At 73.0% G+C, this 23449-nt stretch carries 21 protein-coding genes; 12 read left to right on the forward strand and 9 right to left on the reverse strand.

What is annotated here, in order from left to right; all coding sequences use genetic code 11:
• Positions 1-41: 41 nt before the first annotated feature.
• The 5 genes from AB0G59_RS11170 to AB0G59_RS11190 form a co-directional block, all read right to left on the reverse strand.
• Positions 42-941, reverse strand: coding sequence for an LLM class flavin-dependent oxidoreductase (locus AB0G59_RS11170; RefSeq protein ID WP_360910281.1), 900 nt, complete (start codon positions 939-941; stop codon positions 42-44).
• A 258-nt stretch (positions 942-1199) separates the two neighbouring features.
• Positions 1200-2924, reverse strand: coding sequence for an MFS transporter (locus AB0G59_RS11175; protein WP_360910484.1), 1725 nt, complete (start codon positions 2922-2924; stop codon positions 1200-1202).
• Positions 2925-3202: 278 nt separating this feature from the next.
• The gene (locus tag AB0G59_RS11180) at positions 3203-3682 is read right to left on the reverse strand and encodes an NUDIX domain-containing protein (RefSeq protein ID WP_360910283.1); all 480 of its coding nucleotides are present in this window, start codon (positions 3680-3682) and stop codon (positions 3203-3205) included.
• Between the two features lie 81 nt (positions 3683-3763).
• Complete coding sequence (locus AB0G59_RS11185; RefSeq protein ID WP_071963248.1) at positions 3764-4285, reverse strand: hypothetical protein; 522 nt, start codon at positions 4283-4285, stop codon at positions 3764-3766.
• Positions 4286-4426: 141 nt separating this feature from the next.
• Positions 4427-5215, reverse strand: coding sequence for an aspartate/glutamate racemase family protein (locus AB0G59_RS11190; protein WP_360910285.1), 789 nt, complete (start codon positions 5213-5215; stop codon positions 4427-4429).
• Between the two features lie 167 nt (positions 5216-5382).
• On the opposite strand from AB0G59_RS11190, the gene AB0G59_RS11195 reads away from it, so the two are divergent.
• Positions 5383-6543: a glycosyltransferase gene (locus AB0G59_RS11195; RefSeq protein WP_360910486.1), complete on the forward strand. Its 1161-nt coding sequence runs from the start codon at positions 5383-5385 to the stop codon at positions 6541-6543.
• A 22-nt stretch (positions 6544-6565) separates the two neighbouring features.
• Here AB0G59_RS11195 and AB0G59_RS11200 read toward each other — a convergent pair whose 3' ends face one another.
• A complete protein-coding gene (locus AB0G59_RS11200) occupies positions 6566-7873 on the reverse strand; it encodes a TerD family protein (protein WP_360910287.1) in 1308 nt (435 codons plus the stop codon).
• 176 nt (positions 7874-8049) lie between these two features.
• Here AB0G59_RS11200 and AB0G59_RS11205 point away from each other — a divergent pair, with 176 nt between their 5' ends.
• The 6 genes from AB0G59_RS11205 to AB0G59_RS11230 all read left to right on the forward strand — a co-directional run bounded on the left by AB0G59_RS11205 (position 8050) and on the right by AB0G59_RS11230 (position 14330).
• A complete protein-coding gene (locus AB0G59_RS11205) occupies positions 8050-8505 on the forward strand; it encodes a DUF6643 family protein (protein ID WP_360910289.1) in 456 nt (151 codons plus the stop codon).
• Between the two features lie 80 nt (positions 8506-8585).
• Complete coding sequence (locus tag AB0G59_RS11210; protein ID WP_360910291.1) at positions 8586-9419, forward strand: MOSC N-terminal beta barrel domain-containing protein; 834 nt, start codon at positions 8586-8588, stop codon at positions 9417-9419.
• A 142-nt stretch (positions 9420-9561) separates the two neighbouring features.
• Positions 9562-10164 (forward strand): hypothetical protein, encoded by a 603-nt coding sequence (locus AB0G59_RS11215; protein WP_360910293.1) that lies wholly within the window; start codon positions 9562-9564, stop codon positions 10162-10164.
• 145 nt (positions 10165-10309) lie between these two features.
• Positions 10310-10708, forward strand: coding sequence for a hypothetical protein (locus AB0G59_RS11220; RefSeq protein ID WP_360910295.1), 399 nt, complete (start codon positions 10310-10312; stop codon positions 10706-10708).
• A gap of 277 nt (positions 10709-10985) precedes the next feature.
• A complete protein-coding gene (locus AB0G59_RS11225) occupies positions 10986-13391 on the forward strand; it encodes a right-handed parallel beta-helix repeat-containing protein (RefSeq protein WP_360910297.1) in 2406 nt (801 codons plus the stop codon).
• A gap of 78 nt (positions 13392-13469) precedes the next feature.
• Positions 13470-14330, forward strand: a complete 861-nt coding sequence (locus tag AB0G59_RS11230; protein WP_360910299.1) for a DeoR/GlpR family DNA-binding transcription regulator — start codon at positions 13470-13472, stop codon at positions 14328-14330.
• An 11-nt stretch (positions 14331-14341) separates the two neighbouring features.
• Here AB0G59_RS11230 and AB0G59_RS11235 read toward each other — a convergent pair whose 3' ends face one another.
• Positions 14342-15424, reverse strand: a complete 1083-nt coding sequence (locus AB0G59_RS11235; protein WP_360910488.1) for a PLP-dependent cysteine synthase family protein — start codon at positions 15422-15424, stop codon at positions 14342-14344.
• Between the two features lie 237 nt (positions 15425-15661).
• Here AB0G59_RS11235 and AB0G59_RS11240 point away from each other — a divergent pair, with 237 nt between their 5' ends.
• Both AB0G59_RS11240 and AB0G59_RS11245 read left to right on the forward strand, forming a co-directional pair.
• Positions 15662-15991: a hypothetical protein gene (locus AB0G59_RS11240; protein WP_071963214.1), complete on the forward strand. Its 330-nt coding sequence runs from the start codon at positions 15662-15664 to the stop codon at positions 15989-15991.
• 241 nt (positions 15992-16232) lie between these two features.
• The gene (locus AB0G59_RS11245) at positions 16233-16808 is read left to right on the forward strand and encodes an ATP-binding protein (protein WP_360910301.1); all 576 of its coding nucleotides are present in this window, start codon (positions 16233-16235) and stop codon (positions 16806-16808) included.
• A gap of 74 nt (positions 16809-16882) precedes the next feature.
• Here the strand turns inward: AB0G59_RS11245 and AB0G59_RS11250 are convergent, their stop codons facing one another.
• Entirely contained in the window at positions 16883-18106 is a 1224-nt protein-coding gene (locus AB0G59_RS11250; RefSeq protein ID WP_360910303.1) for an ROK family protein, read from the reverse strand.
• A gap of 17 nt (positions 18107-18123) precedes the next feature.
• Here AB0G59_RS11250 and AB0G59_RS11255 point away from each other — a divergent pair, with 17 nt between their 5' ends.
• On the forward strand, positions 18124-19353 hold the full coding sequence (locus AB0G59_RS11255) for an MFS transporter (RefSeq protein ID WP_360910305.1): 1230 nt from the start codon (positions 18124-18126) through the stop codon (positions 19351-19353).
• A 59-nt stretch (positions 19354-19412) separates the two neighbouring features.
• A complete protein-coding gene (locus AB0G59_RS11260; RefSeq protein WP_360910307.1) occupies positions 19413-20318 on the forward strand; it encodes a DUF2797 domain-containing protein in 906 nt (301 codons plus the stop codon).
• Positions 20319-20531: 213 nt separating this feature from the next.
• On the opposite strand, the gene AB0G59_RS11265 is transcribed toward AB0G59_RS11260, so the two are convergent.
• Positions 20532-21761, reverse strand: coding sequence for a geranylgeranyl reductase family protein (locus AB0G59_RS11265; RefSeq protein WP_360910309.1), 1230 nt, complete (start codon positions 21759-21761; stop codon positions 20532-20534).
• A 268-nt stretch (positions 21762-22029) separates the two neighbouring features.
• Here AB0G59_RS11265 and AB0G59_RS11270 point away from each other — a divergent pair, with 268 nt between their 5' ends.
• On the forward strand, positions 22030-23415 hold the full coding sequence (locus tag AB0G59_RS11270) for a dipeptidase (RefSeq protein ID WP_360910311.1): 1386 nt from the start codon (positions 22030-22032) through the stop codon (positions 23413-23415).
• Positions 23416-23449 lie beyond the last annotated feature (34 nt).

Genomic DNA, 23449 nt, shown 5'->3' on the forward strand with positions numbered 1-23449 from the left:
GCCTATTCCGGGGGGTTGCTTCTTCCGGGGGTTGCTTCTTCCTAGCGGCCGAGCGCCGCGAGGGCGCGCTTGACGCTGCGCACCGGGTCGTCACCGACCGGATGGAACATCACCGTGGTCGCACCGGCGTCCCAGAACGCCTCGACGGTTTCCGCGACCGACTCGGGCGTTCCGGCCGCCACGTTGACATCCGCCTTTTCCACCCCGAGGAACTCGGCGAATTCGTCGATGTACGGCCGCATCACCTCCTGGGTGCGCGCCGGGTCGTCGTCGACGTAGAGATGGGTGATCGCGATGAGTTCGTGCGCCCGCGCCTCGTCGGCGGCCGCCCGGCCGCGCTCGATGTAGGCCCACGCCTCGCGCACGTCCTGCGGCCTGCGGCCCTCGATGATGATGGTCCCGTCCGCGGCCCGCCCGGACAGTTCGAGGGACTTCGGCTTGACGACCCCGGCCACGATGGCCGGCACGACGGCCGGCGGGTGCACCAGGCTCACGCCGTCGATGTGCACGGCGCGGCCGTCCATGCGCACCGTCTCCCCTGCGAGGAGGCCGCGCACGGCCACGATGGTCTCCTCGAGGAGCGCCAGCGGCGACGCCGCCTTGACGCCGACCTGCGCCATCCACTCCTGCACGCCGTGACCGATGCCGACGAGCAGTCTGCCGGGGTGGAGCCTGGCCAGCGTGGCCAGTTCCATGGCCAGCAGGGCGGGGTTGCGCAGCGGGGCGGGCACGATGCCGATGCAGACCCGGATCCGCTCGGTCGTGCTCAGCACGGTGGCCGCGGCGGCTATGGATCCCGACCAGCCCAGGTCCTCGACCACCCATATGTCGTCGGCTCCTGACGCATCGATTTCGCGCGCGAACGGAACCAGTTCCTCAGGGGGGAGGTCCCGGTGGAACATCACGCCTATGCGCTTGGAGCTACGGCTTTCCTGAGGCATGGACCGAATTAACCTTTCCAGGGAATAGGGGCACGGCCGGGTGAAGATCCTAGGCAGGAACTCGGACCGAAGGGAACGACTCTTTACGTAATCCGACGGCGTGACATGGGACACGTGGCGCCATCGGGTTTTCAGGATGAATTCGGTGCGACGGCAGGGCGAAATGGACCGTCCGCCGCGGCATGAATTCCGCCGCGCGGAAGGCCGGCACCGCGCTATTGCGGACGGCTACGGACCACCAGGGGCCCGGCTCCGGTCCTACTCCGTCAGCTCGTCGGGGCAGGGCGTGCCGCGCGGCAGCTTGTAGCGCGCCCCGATCCGGTACTCGCCGGCGCGCGGCGCTTGCAGCACCGTCCATTCACCGTGCGACTGGCCCTCGTTCGCCTCTTGAGCGGCCTTGGTCAGACAGCCCTGTACGTTGACGGCGGGTGCGCCCTTGTCGGGTTTCTGCGGCCGTTTCACGTTGTTGCCCCGGCTGTCGATCAGGCCGAGCCAGGGCGAGTACGGGATGCGGATGAGCACCCGGCCCGGCTTGTGCACCTGGAGGATCACCTCCTCGGCCCGCACCCGCGTCACCGTGGCCTCGGGCTCTGCCAGCGGCACGGGGTCGTGGACCTTGTAGAGCTTCCAGTTGGCGTCGGACCACAAGCGGTCCAGATAGGGCAGTCCGCGCGCCACCAGCTCGGCCTCCGCCTCGCCCGCGCCGTCGGGGTCGCCCTTGGGCAGTACGACGTACTGCACCGCCCAGTGGCGCAGCCACTGGTGATAGCCGGCCGGCGACAGCGGCTTGTCGCGGTCGTAGAAGACCGGGTTGCGTTCCATGTCGGCCTGGCGGTTCCAGCCGCGTGCCAGATTGACGTACGGGGCGAGCGCAGAAGCCTCGCGGTGGCTGCGCACCGGGACCACCTCGACCCGGCCGCGATCCGCCTTCACCCGGTCCAACTGGTCCAGCAACGGTGCGAGTTCGCGTGCCCATGACGCGGAGGGCGTGGTCTTGATGACGTCGTTGGCGGCCTGCGCGCCCTGCCACACCGTCACCACCACGACGGACAGGGCCAGTACGGTCCGCCATCGGCCGGTGGTGGGCATCCGGGCGGGGGACGGGACCTTGACCGCCGGCAGTGCGGCGACCAGCACCACCCCGCCGAAGATCAGGCCGAAGCGGGTCATGTTGGAGCCGATCTGCGAGGGGATCAGCCAGACCAGTACCACTCCGACCGCGTAGAGGACGGAGGTGAACCGCACCGTACGCCACTGCTGCGGCGCGAAGGCCAGGGCCGCCAGGGAGCTCAGGACGGGCAGGATCACCATCGTGAGGTCCATCGGCATGGTGCCCGAGAAGGGGAAGAGCCAGGACGAGAGGCCGACCACGAGGACCGGCGAGACTCCGAGGGCGTAGGCGGCGGGGCGCCGCCCGGTCAGCCACAGCGCCGCGGCCACGATCCCGACGTACAGGCCCGCCACCGGGCTCGAGGCGGTCGCGAGCGCCGAGAGCAGGGCGGCGAGCCCGGCCCGGGGAAGTCGGTGCGACCATCTGCGCGAGCGCCGCTTCGCCGGCCAGGAGAAGATCACGGCCACGGCCGCGAGCCCGAACATGAGGCCGAGCCCGAACGTGACCCGGCCCGAGACCGCGTTGCAGAACAGCGCGAACGCGCCGTACAGGGAGGGCCAGAGCGGTCGGCGCACGGCGTGACTGCGCATCAGGAGCACGGCCAGCAGCCCGGCGGAGAGCGTGCCCACGATCACCATGGTCGTGCGGACCCCGACGGCCGCCATCACGAACGGTGAGATGACGCTGTACGAGACCGGGTGCATCCCGCCGTACCAGGCGAGGTTGTACGCCGAGTCCGGGTGCTGGAGCGCGAATTCCGCCCACGCGTCCTGCGCGGCGAGGTCACCGCCGCTGTTGGCGATCAGCAGCACCCACACCAGGTGCAGGACCGCCGCCAGGGCCAGCGAGGCGAGCACGGGGTGCAGCGCCAGGGCCCGGACCCGTTCGCGCCGGCTGCCGGGCCGCTCCTCGCGGCCCGCCGTCGCCGGCGGGCGCCGTAAGGATAAGTCGCTCTCCTCGGCGGCGCCCTCGTTCAGAGTCGTCACTGCGGCTCTCCCCCTGCCTTCCCCGACACCGTCGTCACCGCCCCACGAGCCCGGCACGGCAGGCCGTGCCGAAGGCGGTCCTCGACGCTAACACGCAATGTGTACAAGGAAACTATTGGGTGGGCCATCCAATATGGCCGCCCGGCAGGTGCGTCGGCGCCGGCTCAGCTCTCGCCGATGCCGTCGAACCAGGTGGGTCCGCCGGCCGCGGCCTGCTTGATGCGGGTCACCGCGAAGTCCTCCATCTCCGGCAGCGCGTCCACCTCGAACCAGCCCACCTCCAGCGACTCGTCGTCGTTGACGCGCGCCTCGCCGCCCACCGCGCGGCACAGGAAGCAGATGTCCATGAACTGGCAGACGTCACCGTTGGGGTAGGTGATCTGCTTCAGGGCCTCCACCAGCAGGACCTTCTGCGGGACACAGCGGACCGCCGTCTCCTCGAAGACCTCGCGCACGATCGCCGCGGCGGGCTGTTCACCGGGCTCGGGGATGCCGCCGATGATCGACCAGCCTCCGGTGTCGGCGCGGCGGCCGAGCAGGACCCGGTCCTCGTCGTCGAGGACGATGGCGCTGACGCCGGGCATCCAGAGGAGTTGGCTGCCCGCGATGGCGCGCAGATCGCGGATGAAGTCGGGAATCGGCATGCGGCGAGCCTAATGGGACCCGGGCAGGAGGAATGACGAGCCCGGGGAAGCAGGGCCGCGAGGGCCCCCGGGCGGGCTCGGTCAGGCGGAGGCGGCGCGGCCGCCGCCGAGCAGGCGCAGGCGCGCGCGGATCACGCGGACGGCCGCTTCGGCGTCGTCCACCGTGACCGTGAACGTACGGCCGTCGCCGAGCCGGACCACCAGGCCCTCGCCACGGCGTACGACCACGGCCGTGCCCTTCTCCGGACGCCAGCGGTAGCCCCAGCCGCCCCACTGGCGCGGGGTGACGCGCGGGTCGAAGTCGGCGCCGACGACGTGGCTGAGCGGAATGCGCGTACGGGGAACGCCGATGTGGCCGCAGCGGACCTCGAGGGTGTCCTTGTCGACGCGGACGGCGACGTGCACGAAGGCGAGGGTGCCGTAGAGCATCAGCAGTCCGGCCGCGACGCAGCCGACGACCGCCATCAGCAGGGGGGCGAGGCCGGAGGTCCAGGTGCTGTCGACGGCCAGCTCGATGCCGAGTGCCAGGCAGGCGGCGCCGGCGCCGGCCAGCAGCCACTGCGCCCGGTTGGTCGCTCGGCCGGTCCAGACGGCTGGCGGCATCGCGCCCTGCTGGTCGCTTTCGGAGTTCTGTGAGCCCTCGTGACCCCGCGGGCCCTCGGAGTGGTCCCTCATACCGGGCAGCCTACTCACGTTCCGCCACCGCGGCAGGGGTGCGCGGCAGACCGACCCGGACGAGGTGCGTCAGGGGCGCGCGGCGCCGACGGCGGGGAGCGAACGGCCCTCGGCGTAGGTCAGCGAGGCCGGCTCCAGCTCCGTCTCGCGGCCGCCGAAGAGAACGGTCAGGCTGCCCGACGGCTCGGCGTCGGGGGCGGGGTAGGCGCCGATGCGGCGCAGCGCCTGGGCGGCGACGGCCGTGGCGGAGTGGTAGAGCTCGATGGGCGGCTGCGAGGGGTCCTGGACGGCCGCGCGGATGCGCTCCGCGACGAGCTCGTAATGGGTGCAACCCAGGACGACGCCCCTTACGTGGCGGGGGGTGGCGGCGGCCGCCGCCTTCACAGCGATCTCGATGGCGTCGGTGTCGGCCCGCTGCACGGCGTCGGCGAGGCCCGGGCAGGGCACTTCGGTCACCTCGACGTGGGAGGCGAAGTCACGGATCAGGCCGCGCTGGTAGGGGCTGCCGGTGGTGGCCGGGGTGGCCCAGATGGCGATGGGGCCGCCGTCGGCGGCGGCGGGCTTGATCGCGGGCACGGTGCCGATGACCGGCAGCTCCGGTTCCAGCTCGGCGCGTATCGCGGCCAGGGCGTGGACGGAGGCGGTGTTGCAGGCGATGATCAGCGCGTCCGGGCGGTGCGCCGCGGCGGCCCGGGCGCAGGCCAGGGCGCGCTCGGTGACGTCCTCGGGGGTCCGGGGGCCCCAGGGCATGCTGGCGGGGTCGGAGGAGAGGACGAGATCGGCGTCGGGTCGCAGCCGGTGCACGGCGGCAGCCGCCGCCAGTAGGCCATTGCCGGAGTCCATGAGCGCGATCTTCACCCGCTCACTTTAATCGATCCGCCCAGGGAGACGGGCTCGCGGGCTCCTGCCCCCGGCCCCCGCGGGCACCACCCGGCACCGCCGGCCCGGTGACACCCTCCGTCCCCCGGTGGCCGCTTTCCGCCCGCGGCCGGCGTCCGTGCGGCAGACTGCGACGGGTGAGCGCGCTGACGTGGATCACTGCCGGTTCCCTGGCCGCCTGGGGATGGCTGCTCCTGGGACAGGGCTTCTTCTGGCGCACGGACGTCAGGCTTCCGGAGCGCACCCCGCCCGGGGACTGGCCGGCGGTCGCGATCGTGGTGCCCGCCCGGGACGAGGCGGCGGTGCTGCCGTCGAGCCTGCCGTCGCTGCTGGCCCAGGACTATCCGGGACGGGCGGAGGTTTATCTCGTCGACGACGGCAGTACGGACGGAACGGGCGAGGTGGCCCGTGCGCTCGCCGACTCGTGCGGGGGGCTGCCGCTGACCGTGGACTCGCCCGGGGAGCCCGGCCCGGGCTGGACCGGCAAGCTGTGGGCGGTCCGGCACGGCATGGCGCTCGCGCGCGAGCGCATGGACGCCGAGTACCTGCTGCTGACGGACGCGGACATCGCGCACGCCCCGGACAGCCTGCGGGAATTGGTGGCGGCGGCCCGCTCGGGCGGGCTGGACCTGGTGTCGCAGATGGCGCGGCTGAGGGTGGCCACGTTCTGGGAGCGGCTGATCGTCCCGGCCTTCGTGTACTTCTTCGCCCAGCTCTACCCCTTCCGCTGGGTCAACCGGCCGGGCGCGCGGACGGCGGCGGCCGCCGGCGGATGCGTCCTCCTGCGCCGGGAGGCCGCGCAGCGGGCGGGGGTCCCGGACTCCATCCGGCAGGCGGTCATCGACGACGTGTCGCTGGCCCGGGCGGTCCAGCGCTCCGGCGGCCGGATCTGGCTGGGGCTGGCGGAGGGCGTGGAGAGCGTGCGCCCGTACCGGGGGCTCGGCCCGCTGTGGCGGATGGTCTCGCGCAGCGCCTACGCGCAGCTGCTGCACCATCCGCTGCTGCTCGCCGGGACGGTCGCGGGAATGGCCGTGATCTACCTCGCGCCGCCGGTGGCCGTGGTGGCGGGCGCGCTGTCCGGTGCCGTCGTGCCGGCGATGCTGGGGGCGGGCGCGTGGGCGGTGATGACGGGGACGTATCTGCCGATGCTGCGCTATTACCGGCAGCCGCTGTGGCTGGCGCCGTTGCTGCCGGTCACGGCCCTGCTGTACCTGCTGATGACGGTGGACTCGGCGGTGCAGCACTACCGGGGGCGGGGGGCGGCCTGGAAGGGGCGTACGTACGCCCGTCCCGAGGCCCTGCCCTAGGTCCGCCGCGACAGGTGTCGGCTCACTTGCGGCCGGGTGTCCACTTCAGGCCCCAGCCGTAGGCCTGGTCCACCGCACGCTGCGGGCCGACGCCTCGGCCGGGAACGAGGTAGCGGGCCTCGCGCTGGACCACGAGGTCGCCGCCGTTGTTGGTGATGAGGGCGAGCGCGCAGACGTTGGACTGCACGGTGCACTCGTCGAGCGAGAAGTCGATGGGCGCGCCGCGCTGCGGCTGGAGGGTGACGGTGGCGTGCAGGCCGGCGAAGCTGGTGGCGCCCTCGTAGATGGTGACGAAGACGAGGATGCGCCGGAAGTCGCCGATGTGGTCGAGGTTGATCGTGAGGTTCTCGCCGGACTCCACCGCGCCGGTGCGGTCGTCGCCGTCGAGATGGATGTAGGGCGGCTGGTGGAGCGAGCCGAAGGCGTTGCCGAGGGCCTGCACCACGCCCTTGCTGCCGTCGCTGAGCTCGTACAGGGCCCCGAGGTCGAGGTCCAGGCCGCCGAGGGACGCCATGGCCTGACTCAGCCGCCGGCCCCAGCCGGTGGCGGCCGGCCTGACCATCTGCCAGTTGAGGTTGACGCGCATGGCGCCGGAGGTGCCGCCCTGTTTGGCCAGGGAGACGGTCGGGGCGTCCTTGGTGAGCGTGACCTTGCCCGGCCCCGCGGGGCGGGGGGCGGCGGCCGGCGCGGAGGCTGAGGGGATGCCGCGCAGCGGGACGGTGGGCGACGCCGCGGCGGGCCGTGGCGCGGCGGGTGCCGGTGCGGGGGGAGGAGCGGTACGGGCCGGCGGTACGGGCGCCTGCCGCGGTTCGTCGACGGTGATGCCGTAGTCGGTCGCCAGGCCGGCGAGACCGCTGTCGTAGCCCTGTCCCACCGCGCGGAACTTCCACTCCCCCTGCCGTCGGTAGAGCTCGCCGAGGACGAAGGCGGTCTCGACGGTGGCGTCCCGGCTGTCGAAGCGGGCCAGCTCGGCGCCGCTCCTCGCGTCCAGGACCCGGATGTGGAGTCCGGGCACCCGCCCGAAGCTGCCGCCGTCGGCCGACGCCGCGAGCACGATGCTGCCGACGGCACCCTCGACGGCACCGAGATCGACGGTGAGGGTGTCGGTCACTCCGTCGCCCGCGGGTCGCTTGCCGTCGTGCCGCACCGCACCGGAGGCGTGGGTTGGCTGGTTATAGAACACGAAATCGGCGTCCGAGCGGACTCTTCCGGCCGCCAGCAGGAGGGCCGAGGCGTCGACGTCGGGCACACCGGGGCCCGTGCGCCAGCCCAGTTCGATCCGTAGCACCTGTGCAGGAATCCGGATATTGGCGCCTTTCAGCATGCCCATGCCCCACCCCTCCGTCCGGCTCCGAAATGAGCCGGTCTTTACACGATTCCAACGTACCTTGGCGACCGATTTTCCCGGGTTCGCTCGCATTGGTCATCGACGGCCCTCGCGACCTCCGGAATCAACCCCCATACCGGGCTCCCCAACCGGCACACCATGGGCTTAACTTATGGGCTATGACCTCCCCCCGCAGCACCTACGGCGGCGGCTACTACGCCTCGTCGTCTTTTCCGGACACCCCCATCTACGACAGCCTCGTCGCCGAGCGGGGAACCCCCCAGATCGCGCCGATCCGTGTCGCGTCGCCGTACGACTTCGGCAACAGCAACCTTCCGGCGCTGCCGGCCCTGCCCTCCGGCCCGTCCTCCGCGGGGCCGCAGGCTCCGCAGGGCGGCTACACCGGCCAGGCCCCGCAGTACGGCCAGCAGGGCGGCGCTCTGCAGCAGGCGCCCGCCCCGTACATCCCGCAGCAGGCCTCGGCCCCGCGCGGCGGCTACCCGGGACCGCAGCAGTACCAGCAGCAGCGCCCGGCGCCCGGGGGATACGAGGGGATGCGCCCGGTGGCGCCCCGTCCGGCTTCGTACGAGGAGCCGTACGGCAACCGCCCCTACCCGGAGCAGGGAGGCTACTGACCGCGACTGGGGCGAGGTCCGTCGTTCCGGCGGACCGGCCGGTCCTGCCAACTGTCATATCCGGCTGGCAAGATGGGCTTATGTCCAATCCTGTACTGAACGCGGTCCACTTCTATCCGGTCAAGTCGATGGCGGGGTGTGCACCGGGCGAGGCGGCCGTGGAGCCGTGGGGGCTCGCCGGGGACCGGAGATGGATGCTGGCCGCGCCGGACGGCCGGTTCATCACCCAACGCCAGCAGCCGACGCTCGCGTTGGCGTCGGCCGAGCCGCTGCCGGACGGCGGGATCCGGCTCACGGCCCCGGGGGTCGCGCCGCTCGACGTCGCCGTGCCGGCGCCGGCGGCCGGGGAGCCGACGACCACCGTGGAGCTCTTCCACGACAAGGTGGAGACGATACGGGCGGGGGCCGCCGCCGACGCGTGGCTGAGCGCCTATCTGGGCACCGAGGCCCAGCTGCTGTACATGGACGATCCCGCCCGGCGTCGCCCGATCGACCCGGACTACGCGGACCCCGGCGAGACGGTCAGCTTCGCCGACGGCTTTCCGCTGCTGCTCACCACGACCGCCTCGCTGCGGGCGCTCAATTCCCTGATCGCCGAGGGTGACCACCCCGGCGAGGGCCCGCTGCCCATGGACCGCTTCCGGCCCAACGTGGTCGTCGACGGCACCGAGCCCTGGGCCGAGGACCACTGGCGCCGGGTGCGCATCGGCGAGGTCACGTTCCGCGTCGTCAAGCCGTGCGGCCGCTGCGTCATCACCACCACCGACCAGCACACGGCCGAGCGCGGCAAGGAGCCGCTGCGTACGCTCGCCCGGCACCACCGCATCGGCAAGTCGCTGGTGTTCGGCCAGAACCTGATCCCGGAACACACCGGCGTCGTACGGGTCGGGGACCCCGTGGAGATCCTCGACTGACCTCCCCCTGCTCCCCTCACGCCCGGCGTCAACGCGTCGCCGCCGCCGACATCCGCGAGGGGTGATTTTGCTCTCTCCGCCGCCTTCCTCCGCATGCGATGCCCTGTGTGAGGTATTTACGGACGCGTAGGGGGTGAGCACCATGCGTGCGACGGCGATCGTATGGCGGTGGCGGCGCAATGCGCTGCGCCGCCGGAGCGATGTCCTCGAAGCCTGGGTGGGGGTGACCGCCGTGGTGCTGATGCTCCTGGTGGGACCGGCCGTCGGCTGGGTCACCGGCTCCCTCGCCCATGAAGCGCTGCGCCGGGCCGTGCACGAGCAGCAGGTGCACCGGCACCTGGTGAGCGCCACCACCGTGCGCTCGGTATCGGGCGGATCCGACGGCACCGACCACCAGTCCACCGCCGGCCGCGAGGACTACCGCAGGGTCCTCGCCCGCTGGCAGGACCCGGCGGGCCGGCTCCGCACCGGACTGGTGGCCGTCCGTCAGCCCGCGCGCCCCGGTGAGCGGTTCCCGCTGTGGACGGACGACCGGGGCCAGGTCACCGGCCGCCCCATGGACGACGCCACAGCCACCGTCCACACCGTCCTCGCCGGGCTCGGCTCCGCCGCCGCCGCGGCCGGCCTGCTGGAGGGGGCGCGCCGTCTGGTCGTCTGGCGCCTGGCGCAACGCCGGTACGCGCAATGGGAACGGTCCTGGGAACGGGCCGCCCACACCTGGGGCCGGGCGGACGCGGGCAGCTGAACGCGCCCTGCGGGGCGCGCCGGTTCGCGGTTCCGCCGCACGGGTGACAGGCCGGATCGATCCGGACGGCTTGGGCATGCAACAGACCCCAGACGTCGGGGCCATCCCGGGTGGCTCCCCTGACACGATCGGACGGACCGGCCTCATGAAGCGAATCGCCGCACGGGCACGCCGGGCTCTGCTGCGGACGGGCGCGAGCCTGACGGGCGCCCTGTCCCTCCTCACCGCCTTCACTCCCCCGGCCTCCGCGGAAGGCGGCACGTGTACGGGCTACACCTGCCTCAGCATCGAGGGAAGCGGACGCTATGTCGCCAAGGCGCACGTCACGCCTTCGCCGGGCAGCTCGTTCTTCGGCCATTTCCACCTCGCCGGCGGCGGGTTGAACGGCGACAGCGCGCTGCAGCACTGGCACGAGGGCTCGCGGTACACCATCGCCCTGGGCCGACGGGTCGAGCCTCGTACGAAGATCTGCGCCGAGGCGTGGGAGCACATCGACGAGAAGGTCCAGTCCCGGGGACGGGCCTGCGTGGAGATCCGGGCCTGACGCCGGGGGTGCGGAGCGGCGCCGTGGGCGGGGCGCTCGGGACGGGCGCGGGCGCCGGTGTTCCGCTTCCCCGCCTTTCGTCCTTCGTATCCCGGCTCGTCGGCCCGGTGTCGGCCCCTATCCTCTTGAGCACGGAAGGTCAGGGCGGTCTCTCCCTCCCTCACGATCTTGCTGTTCCGAAGGAGGAGGTCCACCGGTGGGCGAACGTCCCGCGTCTTTCAACCCTCTGAGCGTCGGGAGCGGCGGGAGCGGCCCGCAGCCGGGAAGGTCTAAGGGCGTGGGAACCGTCCAGGTGACGCACACCGGCACGTCCCGCTGGCGGCGTCGCACGGGAGAGTACGACTCCCTCGCGTCCGCCCTCGAGGCCGCGGCCGACGGCGACGTGCTGTCGGTGGCGCCCGGCACCTACCGGGAGAACATCGTCGTGGCCCGCGCCGTCACGCTGCGGGGCAGCGAGGGCGCGCGCGGCTCGGTGCGGATCGCCCCGTCCGAGGGCGTGGCCGTGACCGTTCGGGCCTCGGCGACGCTGCGGGACCTGTGGATCGAGGGCCACGACGCGGCCGAGCCCGCGCTCCTGGTCGACGGCGGCGCGGAACCGGACCTGGCCGACCTGCGGGTGGTGACGCGCTCGGCGGCCGGCATCGAGGTGCGCGGCGGGGCGCGGCCGACGGTGCGCCGCTGCACCGTCGAGAACCCCGGCGGCGTCGGCATCAGCGTGCTGGACCGTGCCGGCGGCGTCTTCGAGGAGTGCGAGGTCGTGGCGGCCGGGCAGTCGGGCGTCAGCGTGCGCGGCGGCGCCGAACCGCGCCTGGAGCGCTGCCGGGTGCACCACGCGCGGGGGGCGGGGCTGTCGCTGACCGGCGAGGGCAGCGCCCTGGAGGCGGTCGGCTGCGAGGTCTACGAGATCACCGGGACCGGGGTGCAGGTGGCGTCGCGGGCCACCGGGCGCCTGACGGACTGCCGGGTGCACCGCACGTCCGCCGACGGCGTGACGCTGGACACCGACGCCGTGCTGACCCTGGCCGACTGCGACATCCACGACGTCCCCGAGAACGCGGTCGACCTGCGCTCGCGCTCGGTGCTGACGATGACGCGCTCGGCCGTGCGCCGGTTCGGGCGCAACGGCCTGTCGGTGTGGGACCCGGGCACGCAGGTGGAGGCGTCCGGGTGCGAGATCCACGACAGTACGGGCGACTATCCGGCGGTCTGGGTGAGCGACGGGGCGAGCGCCGACCTCGCCTCCTGCCGGGTGCACGACGTGCCGGACGCGCTGTTCGTCCTGGACCGGGGCTCGCGCGCGGACGTCTCGGACAGCGATCTGTCCGCGGTGCGCGGCACCGCCGTGTCGGTGAGCGGCGGCGCGGAGGCCCGCCTGGAGGACAGCCGGATCCGGGACGCCACCACCGGCGTGTGGTTCCGCGGCCACGGCAGCGGCGGCAGGCTGGCGGGCTGCACCCTCGACGCGACCTCGACCGGCGTCATCGTCACCAAGGGCGCGGATCCCGTCGTCGAGCGCTGCACGGTGACCTCGCCGACGGAGGCGGGCTTCTACGTCTCGGCGGAGGGCCGCGGCACGTTCGACGGCTGCCGGGTGACGGGCAGCGCCGGCTACGGCTTCCACGTCATCGACGGGTGCCGCACGACCCTGACGGGGTGCCGCACGGAGCGGTGCGCGCGCGGCGGCTACGAGTTCGCCGAGGAGGGGCCGGTCAGCCACGGCTGTACGAGCGACGAGGGCGCGGTGCAGGGCGCCCCGGCGGCGGCCCGCGGCACGCCGGTGGCCGCCGTGCAGACGGCCGTGCGGCCCGCGGCCCCCTCGGTGCCGGCGCAGCGGCAGCCCGCTGCCGCCGCTGCCGCCGAGAGCGTGCGGGGCTCGGCGTCCGTGCTCGGTGAACTCGACGCGCTGGTGGGCCTGGAGAGCGTCAAACGCGAGGTGCGGGCCCTGACGGACATGATCGAGGTCGGCCGTCGCCGCCTGCAGGCGGGCCTCAAGGCCGCCTCCGTGCGCCGGCATCTGGTCTTCACCGGCTCCCCCGGCACCGGCAAGACCACCGTGGCCCGCCTCTACGGCGAGATCCTCGCCTCCCTGGGCGTGCTGGAGCGCGGCCATCTGGTGGAGGTGTCGCGCGTGGACCTGGTGGGCGAGCACATCGGCTCGACCGCGCTGCGGACCCAGGAGGCGTTCGACCGGGCGCGCGGCGGGGTGCTCTTCATCGACGAGGCGTACGCACTGTGCCCGGAGGACTCGGGGCGGGACTTCGGCCGCGAGGCCATCGACACGCTGGTGAAGCTGATGGAGGACCACCGGGACGAGGTCGTGGTCATCGTCGCCGGCTACACCGCCGAGATGCAGCGCTTCCTGACCGTCAATCCTGGGGTGGCGTCCCGCTTCTCACGCACCATCACCTTCGGCGACTACGCGCCCGACGAGCTGTTGCGCATCGTGCGGCAGCAGGCGGACGAGCACGAGTACCGCATCGGCGAGGGCGCGGCCGAGGCGCTGCTGCGCTACTTCACGGCCATCCCCAAGGGCCCGGCGTTCGGCAACGGCCGTACGGCGCGGCAGACGTTCGAGGCGATGGTGGAGCGGCACGCGGGCAGGGTGGCGCAGCTGCCGGCGCCGAGCACCGACGACCTGACGCTGTTGTACCCGCAGGACCTGCCGGAGCTGCCGTCGGCTTGAGGGAAGGACCGCTGTCATATGTGCGTGGGAGGATGTGCGCACATGGTGAGCGGTGGCCGACCTGAAGGGACGGGCCGGGTGAGCGACAACCAGAACCTCCTGGCGGAGCAGCGACGTGCCCTGATCCTCGACGAGGTGAGGCGGCGCGGCGGGGTGCGGGTCAATGAGCTGACGCGGCGCCTGAAGGTCTCGGACATGACGGTCCGTCGCGACCTGGACGCGCTGGCGCGTCAGGGGGTCGTGGAGAAGGTGCACGGTGGTGCGGTTCCGGTGGCCGAGGCGACCACGCACGAGCCGGGTTTCGAGGCGAAGTCGGCGCTGGAGCTCAGTGCCAAGGAGGACATCGCGCGGGCGGCCGCGAGGATGGCCGTGCGGGGCAGCGCGATAGCGCTGGCGGGCGGGACGACGGCCTTCGCCCTGGCGCATCAGCTGGTGGACATCCCGGATCTGACGGTCGTCACGAATTCGGTGCGGGTGGCCGATGTGTTCCACAGCGCCCAGCGGTCGATGACGGCGTCGGGCCCGGCGGCCAGGCCGGGGGCGGCGACGGTCGTGCTGACGGGTGGGGTGCGCACGCCGTCCGACACCCTGGTCGGGCCGGTGGCGGACGCGGCGATCCGGTCGCTGCACTTCGACGTGCTGTTCCTCGGGGTGCACGGCATATCCGTGGAGGCTGGGCTGTCGACGCCCAATCTCGCGGAGGCCGAGACGAACCGGCACTTCGTGCGCTCGGCGCGCCGGGTCGTGGTGCTGGCGGACCACACCAAGTGGGGGACGGTGGGCCTGAGTTCGTTCGCCGCGCTGGAGGATGTCGACGCGCTGGTGACGGATGCCGGGCTGCCGGTGGCCGTGCGTGCGGAGATCGCCGAGCGGTTGCCGGAGCTGGTGGTGGCCCATCCGTCGGAGGAGCCGGCGCCGGTGCGCCGTCCTGCGGACTGACGGGCGCGGGGTCAGCCGGACCAGTGGCCTGTCGCGAGGAAGGTGCTGATGGTCATGGCGTAGGGCTGGATGTCCAGGCCCTGTTCGGCCAGCCAGGCGTCGGAGTAGTACTTGTCGAGGTAGCGCTCGCCCGGGTCGCAGATGAGGGTGACCACGCTGCCCGTACGGCCTTCGTTGACCATCTCCGCGACGATCTTCAGCGAGCTCCACAGGCCGGTGCCGGTGGAGCCGCCCGCCTTGCGGCCGATGGCGTGCTCGAGGGCGCGTACGGCCGCGACGCTGGCGGCGTCGGGGACCTTCATCATCCGGTCGATCGCGCCCGGTACGAAGCTGGGTTCCATGCGCGGCCGGCCGATGCCCTCGATGCGCGAGCCCCTCTCGCTGCACGCGGCCGGGTCGCGGTGGCGCCAGCCGTCGAAGAAGCAGGAGTTCTCCGGGTCGGCGACGCACACGCGCGTGTCGTACTGCATGTAGCGGGTGTAGCGGGCGATGGTCGCCGAGGTGCCGCCGGTGCCCGCGGTGGCCACGATCCAGGCCGGCTCGGGGTAGCGCTCCAGCCGGAGCTGGCTGTAGATCGACTCGGCGATATTGTTGTTGCCGCGCCAGTCGGTGGCGCGCTCCGCGTAGGTGAACTGGTCGATGTAGTGGCCGCCGGAGCGCCGGGCGAGGGAGGCCGCCTCCTCGTACATCGCCCGGGGGTCGTCCACGAAGTGGCACCGGCCGCCGTGGAATTCGATCAGCCGGCACTTCTCGCGGCTCGTCGTGCGCGGCATGACGGCGATGAAGGGCACGCCGATCAGCTTGGCGAAGTAGGCCTCGGAGACGGCCGTGGAGCCGCTGGACGCCTCGATGACGGACGCCTCGGGCCGGATCCAGCCGTTGCACAGGCCGTAGAGGAACAGCGAACGGGCCAGGCGGTGCTTGAGGCTGCCGGTGGGGTGGGTGGACTCGTCCTTGAAGTAGAGGTCGATGCCCCACTCCGGGGGCAGCGGGAAGCGCAGCAGGTGGGTGTCGGCGGAGCGGTTCGCGTCGGCCTGGACCTTGCGGACCGCCTCCTTGAGCCAGGCCCGGTACGCCGGGTCGCTGCGGTCCACGTCGAGGGTCGGGGCGGCGGGGCCGTCCGCGGGCGGCCCCGCGGCGCCGGACTCCCCCGGGTGCGCTGTGCCGTTCACGCGGCGCTCCTCACGATTCCGGTGGCCGCCGGACACGGTCCGGACGGGCTCATATGGATCACTCGGGCGTTTCGATCATAAAGGTGCACTGGTGCCCGGGCCTGCTCGCGGGCAGACTGCGCACGAGAGGAGCCCATTCGGCCGGAGAGGCGGTGCGCCGTGGCAGAACCGGAGTTCAACGCGACAGGGGTGCGGATCGAGCGTTCCCGCCGCTCCCTCACCCGGGCCGGACAGGTGAAGATCCAGGACGGCAGGCTGGAGCTGCTGACCAGCTACGGCCGCGAGATCGACAGTGCGCCGGTGGACTCGGTCCAGGCGAGCAAGCCGTGGTTCTCCGCCCGTGACCGGGCGCGGGCGACGGTGAACGGCAACCGCTACGTGCTCACTCTCGCCGGCCCCGGTGCCGTCGCCGAGAACGGTGGAGCGGCCGCGGTCAACCGCTTCCTGGAGGTCGTGCGATCGGCGCACGGAAGCACGGCGAAGCACTGAGGGGTGCAGGAGTTGCGAAGGTCGCCGCGAGAGTCGACGCTTTATTCGTACCGGCATCACTGAGGGTTGTCGGCGGTCACGCTCTGGGCCAGTGGTGGCATCGGGCCGGTTTCCGCCGACCGGGCGGGCGGCCGGGCGCCGCCGGTCCGGTGGACAAGGCGCGTATCGCCACGCGTATCCGCGCGTATCGCCACGCGTATCTGAATCAGGCTAGCCCTACTTCTTCCAGGGAGTCGCAGCCGTGATCAGCCGAGTGAACAAGCACTGCACCGTGGAGCTCCAGGCTCTGCCGCCGCGGATCGGCCAGGTCCGCAGAATCGTATCTGCGCAGTTGCGCTACTGGCATCTCGATCCGCTCATCGACCTTGCCGCGCTCGGCGTCACCGAGCTCCTGACCAATGTTCACCAGCACGCGGAGCCGGACAAGCGCTGCACGGTCGAGATCGACTTCATGCTGGACCGGCTCACGGTCTCGGTACGCGACCACGATCCCCGGCTGCCGACCCTCGGTGACGTGGGGACCGACAGCACCCACGGCCGCGGCCTCGCCCTCGTCGCCGCGGTCAGTTCGAGCTGGGGCGTCAAGGAGAGCCACGACGGCGGAAAGGTCGTCTGGTTCACCCTTCCCGTCCCGCAGACCGCCCCGGCCCCCGCCCCCAAGGTCGCGCGGAGCACCGAGGGCGCGCTCGCGTTCGACCGGCCGGCGCTCTCCCTGGCGACCCTCGACGAACCCGCCTTCGCGGGTGGTGCCCCCGTCAGGCTGCGGCCGACGGCGCTGCGCACACACTCCCCCGCCAGGTCCGCCGTCGGCGGCTGACCCTGCGGCGGGCAGGGACGACGGCCGGGCCCGGCAGGGCCCGGCCGCGCAGGTCTTCGGCCATGGGTCCCGGCTCAGCCGAGGGCCCCCAGCGGATCGTCCAGGACCGGCTGCCAGGCCGCCTCCGCGGCACCGATGAGGCTGTTGAAGTCGAGGGTGCCGGACAGGATGGGAACGCTTCCGCTGCGCCCCCACAGACTGCGGTCGGCGACGACCGCGCGCAGCCGCTCGGGGTCGGCCTCGAGCAGCTCGCGGTGCAGCCCTCCCAGGACGATGCGGTCCGGGTTGAGGATGTTGACCAGCCCCGCCAGGCCCAGGCCCAGCCGGTCGATGAGAGTCCCGGCGGCGCCCCGGACGGCCGGATCCGCGTACTCCGAACGGAGCAGGTCGCGGGATTGCTGGAGCAGCGACACGGCCGGTCCGGGTTCACGGCCGGCGGCGGTGAGGAAGGCCAGCGGGTCGGTCTCGACGTCGAGGCAGCCGCGGCTGCCGCAGTGGCAGGGCAGGCCCGCCGGGTTGACGGTGAGGTGGCCGACCTCCAGGGCAAGGCCGGAACTGCCGGTGTGCAGGCGGCCGTCGACGACGAGCGCGCCGCCGACGCCGCGGTGGCCGGTGGCCACGCACAGCAGGTGGCGGGCGCCACGGCCCGCGCCATGCCGGTGCTCGGCGAGGGCGGCGAGGTTGACGTCGTTGCCGGCGACCCCGGTGACCAGGGCGCCTCCGGGGCCCAGGACCGCGGACTTGGCGAGGGCCTCGGCGAACAGCTCGTGCACGGGAGCGCCCGCGGGCCAGGACAGGTGCAGCGGATTGAGCGCCGTACCGTCCGGCTCGGCGACGGCCGAGGGCACCGCGAGCCCCGCGCCCAGGCAGCGCCGTCCGGTCTCCCGCAGCAGCCCGGCCCCGGCCTCGACGACGGCGTCGATGATGAGCGCGGGGTCCGCGGGCACCGTCATGCAGCCGGGGGCGGTGGCGACCACCCGGCCGCCGAGGCCGACGAGGGCGGCACGGAAGCCGTCGAAGTGGATCTGTGCGGCGAGGACGACGGGGCCGTTCGGCGCGATGGAGAGCCGGTGCGAGGGCCGCCCCTGGGCACCGGCGGGGGCCACCGGGCGGGGGTCGACCTGGATCAGTCCCAGCGCCTCCAGCTCGGCCGCCACGGCGCCGGCGGTCGCGCGGGTCACGCCGAGCTCGGCGGTGAGCACGGCGCGCGTGGGCGCGCGACCGGTGTGTACGAGCGCCAGTGCCGGGCCGAGGGCGCCCCGGCCCCGCTCCAAACGTGTTGTCCGAGTCTGGGTCACGCCCCTATTCTGACTTTGTGCCGACGCTAAACAAAATACGGACGGCCATTCTGCGGGGACAACGTCCGGTTTCGGACACCCTCGCTCTGAGCCGCCTCCGTACCGCCCTGACCCTTTTCTTCGCCCTCGACGGCTTCCTCTTCGCCGGCTGGGTGGTCCGCATCCCCGCGATCAAGGAGCAGACCGGAGCCTCCGCCGGAGGCCTCGGCATGGCCCTGCTCGGCGTGTCGGCCGGTGCCGTCGCCACCATGATGGTGACAGGCCGCCTGTGCCAACGCTTCGGCAGCCATCCGATCACGGTCGCCGCCGCCTTCCTGATGTCCCTGGGCATCGCGCTGCCCCCGCTGACCCACTCCGCGCTCGCGCTCGGACTGGTCCTCCTCGTCTTCGGCGCCGCCTACGGCGGCATCAACGTCGCCATGAACAGCGCGGCCGTCGACCTCGTCGCGGCGCTGCGCAGGCCCGTGATGCCCGGCTTCCACGCCGCGTTCAGCGTGGGCGGGATGCTCGGCGCCGGGCTCGGCGGGCTCCTCGCCGGCCACCTCTCGGCCACGCGCCACCTGCTGCTCCTGACCGCGATCGGACTCGTCGTCGCCGCGGCGGCGGGCCGGGCCCTCCTCGCCCACCCCGCGCCCGGCCGCGCACCGCGCACCGGGGCCGCGCCGGAGACGACCGGCGGGCGCACCACCGGCCGGGAGCGCCGACTGATCGCCGTGTTCGGCGTGATCGCCCTGTGCACGGCGTACGGCGAGGGCGCCCTCGCCGACTGGGGCGCACTCCACCTCGAACAGGACCTCTCCGCCCGCCCGGGCCTCGCGGCCGTCGGCTACTCCGCCTTCGCGCTCGCCATGACCGTCGGCCGGCTGTCCGGCACGGCGCTCCTAGAACGCCTGGGCCAGACGAGAGTGCTGGTCGCGGGCGGTGCGACGGCGGCCCTGGGCATGCTGATCGGTTCGCTGGCGCCGACGGTGTGGGTGGCGTTCGCCGGCTTCGCCGTCACCGGCCTGGGGTTGGCCAATATCTTCCCCGTGGCCATCGGCCGGGCGGGTGAACTGGCGGGCCCGGCGGGGGTCGCCGCCGCCTCCACGTTCGGCTACGGCGGCATGCTGCTGGGCCCGCCGGCCATCGGCTTCCTGGCGGACTGGTTCTCCCTGCCGGTGGCCCTGACCACGGTGGCCGCCCTGTCGGCCATGGCGGCGCTGATCGCGTACGCGACCCGGCGGGCGGGAGTACCGACGCGGGGGTGACGGCGTTGTCAGTGGTCGCTGCCACCATGAACACACCGGCAGACGGAAGGGGTGCGGGCATGAGCGCGGAGAGCGGACTGTGGCAGTGCGCCGGACTGCGATGGAGCACCCAGGGCCCGGCGCTGGTGTGGCGGCATCCCGTCCACGGCGAGCGGCTGTCGGCGTTGCCGCAAGGACGGACGCTGGCGTTCACCACGGGTGAACAACGGCGCTGCGTAGGAGTGCGCAGAAACAGCAAACACACCCCCTGCCCGGATCGGGCGGAGGTGCCGGACAGCGCCGTGTCCGCGCAGTGCGCGGAGTGCGCCCGGCTGGACCGCGCGCACTCGGTGGCGGCCGACACCATCGCCGACGATCCGCGCCCGTACGACGTGTACCTGGCGTGGTTCGGCCCCGGCCTGGTCAAGGTCGGCATCACGGCCGCGGAGCGGGAAGGCGTGCGGCTGCTGGAGCAGGCCGCGCTGTCCTACGCCCTGCTCGGGCGCGGCCCCCTGATGGCGGCGCGCCGCGCGGAGGCGGTGCTGGGCACGGCCCTGGCAGTGCCCGACCGCTTCCCGTACGCGGCCAAGCGGATCGCCCGCGTCCCCGCACCCCCGCAGGAGAGCCGGGTGGCCGAGCTGGCGGAGCTGCACGAACGGGCGCGGGGACTGGCGGGCCTGCCGGAGTCGCTGGCCGTACGGGACTTCGCGCCGGTGCACCACGACGAGGCGTTCCACCTGGACGGGATACGGCCGGGTCATGGCCTGGTGGAGCCGGAGGCCGGACGCACGGTGGCGGGCCGGGTGACGGCTGTGGCGGGTCCGGACGTATACCTCGACGCGACGGACGCACGACCACTGTTGATAGACGCACGCCAACTGGCGGGATGGACGCTGACGGCGGCCGCGCCGGACGCACCGACAACAGCCAGGACAACCACGCTACGAATACCCGACCCGCCCCCCACCCCGGAGGCCCTGTTCTGACCCACCGACTCCGACCCCAGCCCCCTGCCCGAATCCGGCGTGAGGGGGCGGGGCGGGGAGGGCCCTGGCAGGGGCGTAAAGCGTTATTTGCGGCCCAAGTGCGGGGCAACACAAGAAACACCGGGCAACGGGCCGTAAATAATGCAGCCCCAGAAGGGCCCTCCCCGCCCCGCCCCCGCCCGGCAGGGACGACCGCACCGACGGGGACCCGGCTCAGCCCCGATCCATGGCCGAGAGCGTGCGCCGAGCCAACGGATGGGTGCGGACGATCTCGGCGAGCGTGGTCGAGCCCCGGGTGATCCTGGCGAAGGCCCGCCAGGCCGGCCGGAAGCCGGTGACCGCGGCGTGTATCAGGCCGGGGCGCCGCTCGAAAAGCGTCAGCATGCGACGTCCGACGCCCATCTCCACGCCGAGCCCCGCCTTGATGGCGAAGGCGTAGTTCAGGGCCTGGCGGCGCGCGTCGACCGCGTCCTGCGCCTCGGCGATCCGTACGGCCCACTCCCCCGCCAGGCGCCCCGAGCGCAGGGCGAAGGAGATGCCCTCGCGGGTCCAGGGCTCCAGCAGACCCGCCGCGTCGCCGCAGACGATGACACGACCGCGGGAGAGAGGCGAGTCGTCGGAGCGGCAACGCGTCAGGTGGCCGGAGGAGATGCTCGGCTCGAAGCCCGCCAGCCCCAGCCGGGCGATGAAGTCCTCCAGGTACCGCTTCGTGGCGGAGCCCTCGCCGCGCGCCGAGATCACACCGACGGTCAGGGTGTCGCCCTTGGGGAAGACCCAGCCGTAACTGCCGGGAATGGGGCCCCAGTCGAGGTGGACCCGCCCGGCCCAGTCCTCGGCGACGGTGGCGGGCACCGGGATCTCGGCCTCCAGGCCGAGATCCACCTGCTCGAGCTTCACTCCGACGTGTGCCCCGATGCGCCCGGCGCTGCCGTCCGCGCCGACGACGGCGCGGGCGTGCACCGTGCTGCCGTCGCCCAGGACGACGGCCACGGTGCGCCGGTCGGGCACGGACGGCCCGTGCTGCTCGACGCGGGAGACCGACACGCCGGTGCGCACCTCGGCGCCGGCGGCCTTGGCGACCTCGACGAGGCCGGCGTCGAACTCGGGCCGGTTGATGAGCCCGAAGAGCATCCGCTTGGAGCGCCGGGTGCGGGTGAGCTTCCCGTTGAGGGAGAAGGTCACGGCGTGCACACGGTCGCGCAGGGGCAGTTCGAAGCCCGGCGGCAGCGCGTCGCGCGAGGGGCCGATGATGCCGCCTCCGCAGGTCTTGTAGCGCGGTAGCTCGGCCTTCTCCAGGAGCAGCACCCGGCGGCCCGAGGAGGCCGCCGCATAGGCGGCCGAGGCGCCGGCCGGCCCGGCGCCCACCACCACGACGTCCCAGACCCGCTCGCTGTCCCCGGCTGCGTCCCGGCCCGCTTCCCGGGCTGCGTTGTCGCTGCTCACCTGTGCTTCCACTCCCCGCTCGATCACCGGCTACCGCTATCGCCGCATCCTAAGGCCCGCCGTCCGGCGCACCGCCCGGGGGAACCACGTGCGGACCACGCGCGGACCACCACACGGACCGCATGCGGACCACCACGCGAACCATCGCGCGAACCAAGTGCAGACCACGTGCGGACCACCAGGTGGATCCGGAGTCAGGTCATGACAGGATCGGTACCGCAATCGCCCGTACGTACGGACATAACGCCGCGCCCACAAGGAGCGTTCCATGGACACGTCCTCGATCCGTCAGCCGGACCCGGCCGCGCTCGCGACGACCGTCGCCTCGCTGCAGTCCCGCGCCAGGACCGAACTGGCCGAGCTGGTCGCCTTCAAGTCGGTCGCGGACGAGGCACAGTTCCCGAAGAGCGAGTGCGAGGGCGCCGCGAACTGGGTGGCCGACGCGCTGCGCGCGGAGGGCTTCGAGGATGTGGCCCTCCTCGACACCCCCGACGGCACCCAGTCGGTGTACGGCTATCTGCCGGGCCCGGCCGGCGCCCCCACCGTGCTGCTGTACGCGCACTACGACGTGCAGCCCACCCTGGGCGAGGACGCCTGGCTCTCGCCGCCGTTCGAGCTGACCGAGCGCGACGGCCGCTGGTACGGGCGGGGCGCCGCCGACTGCAAGGGCGGCGTGATCATGCACCTGACCGCCCTGCGGGCGCTCAAGGAGCACGGCGGCGTCCCGGTCAACGTCAAGGTGATCGTGGAGGGCTCGGAGGAGCAGGGCACCGGCGGCCTCCAGGAGTACGCCGAGGCACACCCCGAGCTGCTGACGGCCGACGCGATCGTCATCGGCGACGCCGGCAACTTCCGGCTGGGGCTGCCGACCGTGACGGCGACGCTGCGCGGCATGACCCTGGTCCGGGTCACGGTGGACACGCTGGAGGGCAATCTGCACTCGGGCATGTTCGGCGGCGCCGCGCCGGACGCGCTGGCCGCGCTCATCCGCGCCCTGGACTCGCTGCGCGCCGCGGACGGCTCGACGACCGTGGACGGCCTGGAGTCCGACGGCGTCTGGGAGGGTCTGCAGTACCCCGAGGAGGACTTCCGCAAGGACGCGAAGGTCCTCGACGGCGTCGGCCTCATCGGCTCGGGCACGGTGGCCGACCGCCTGTGGGCCCGTCCGGCCGTCACGGTGCTCGGCATCGACTGCCCGCCGGTCGTCGGCGCCACGCCGTCCGTGCACGCGAGCGCGCGGGCGCTGATCAGCCTGCGGGTCCCGCCGGGCGTGGACGCCGCCGAGGCGACGAAGCTGCTGAACGCGCACCTGGAGAAGGCCACCCCCTGGAACGCCCGCGTCAGGCTCGAGCAGGTCGGCCAGGGCCAGCCGTTCCGCGCGGACACCTCCAGCCCGGCGTACGCGTCGATGGCCGCGGCGATGCGGATCGCCTACCCGGGCGAGGAGATGCAGACGGCCGGCATGGGCGGCTCGATCCCGCTGTGCAACACGCTGGCCGAGCTCTACCCCGACACCGAGATCCTGCTGATCGGCCTGAGCGAGCCGGAGGCCCAGATCCACGCGGTGAACGAGAGCGTCTCCCCCGAGGAGCTGGAGCGGCTGTCCCTGGCCGAGGCCGTCTTCCTCACCCGCTACGCGGAGAGCAAGCGCTAGCCCACCCGCTACGCGGAGAGCAAGCGCTGGTACT

Source organism: Streptomyces sp. NPDC021096, from assembly GCF_040641275.1.
Taxonomy (GTDB): Bacteria; Actinomycetota; Actinomycetes; order Streptomycetales; family Streptomycetaceae; genus Streptomyces.

Coding starts and splice junctions, on each gene's coding strand:
- AB0G59_RS11170 (WP_360910281.1), bottom strand. CDS start 941: ATGCCTCAGGAAAGCCGTAGCTCCAAGCGCATAGGCGTGATGTTCCAC.
- AB0G59_RS11180 (WP_360910283.1), bottom strand. CDS start 3,682: ATGCCGATTCCCGACTTCATCCGCGATCTGCGCGCCATCGCGGGCAGC.
- AB0G59_RS11185 (WP_071963248.1), bottom strand. CDS start 4,285: ATGCCGCCAGCCGTCTGGACCGGCCGAGCGACCAACCGGGCGCAGTGG.
- AB0G59_RS11200 (WP_360910287.1), bottom strand. CDS start 7,873: ATGGGCATGCTGAAAGGCGCCAATATCCGGATTCCTGCACAGGTGCTA.
- AB0G59_RS11205 (WP_360910289.1), top strand. CDS start 8,050: ATGACCTCCCCCCGCAGCACCTACGGCGGCGGCTACTACGCCTCGTCG.
- AB0G59_RS11210 (WP_360910291.1), top strand. CDS start 8,586: ATGTCCAATCCTGTACTGAACGCGGTCCACTTCTATCCGGTCAAGTCG.
- AB0G59_RS11215 (WP_360910293.1), top strand. CDS start 9,562: ATGCGTGCGACGGCGATCGTATGGCGGTGGCGGCGCAATGCGCTGCGC.
- AB0G59_RS11220 (WP_360910295.1), top strand. CDS start 10,310: ATGAAGCGAATCGCCGCACGGGCACGCCGGGCTCTGCTGCGGACGGGC.
- AB0G59_RS11260 (WP_360910307.1), top strand. CDS start 19,413: ATGAGCGCGGAGAGCGGACTGTGGCAGTGCGCCGGACTGCGATGGAGC.
- AB0G59_RS11270 (WP_360910311.1), top strand. CDS start 22,030: ATGGACACGTCCTCGATCCGTCAGCCGGACCCGGCCGCGCTCGCGACG.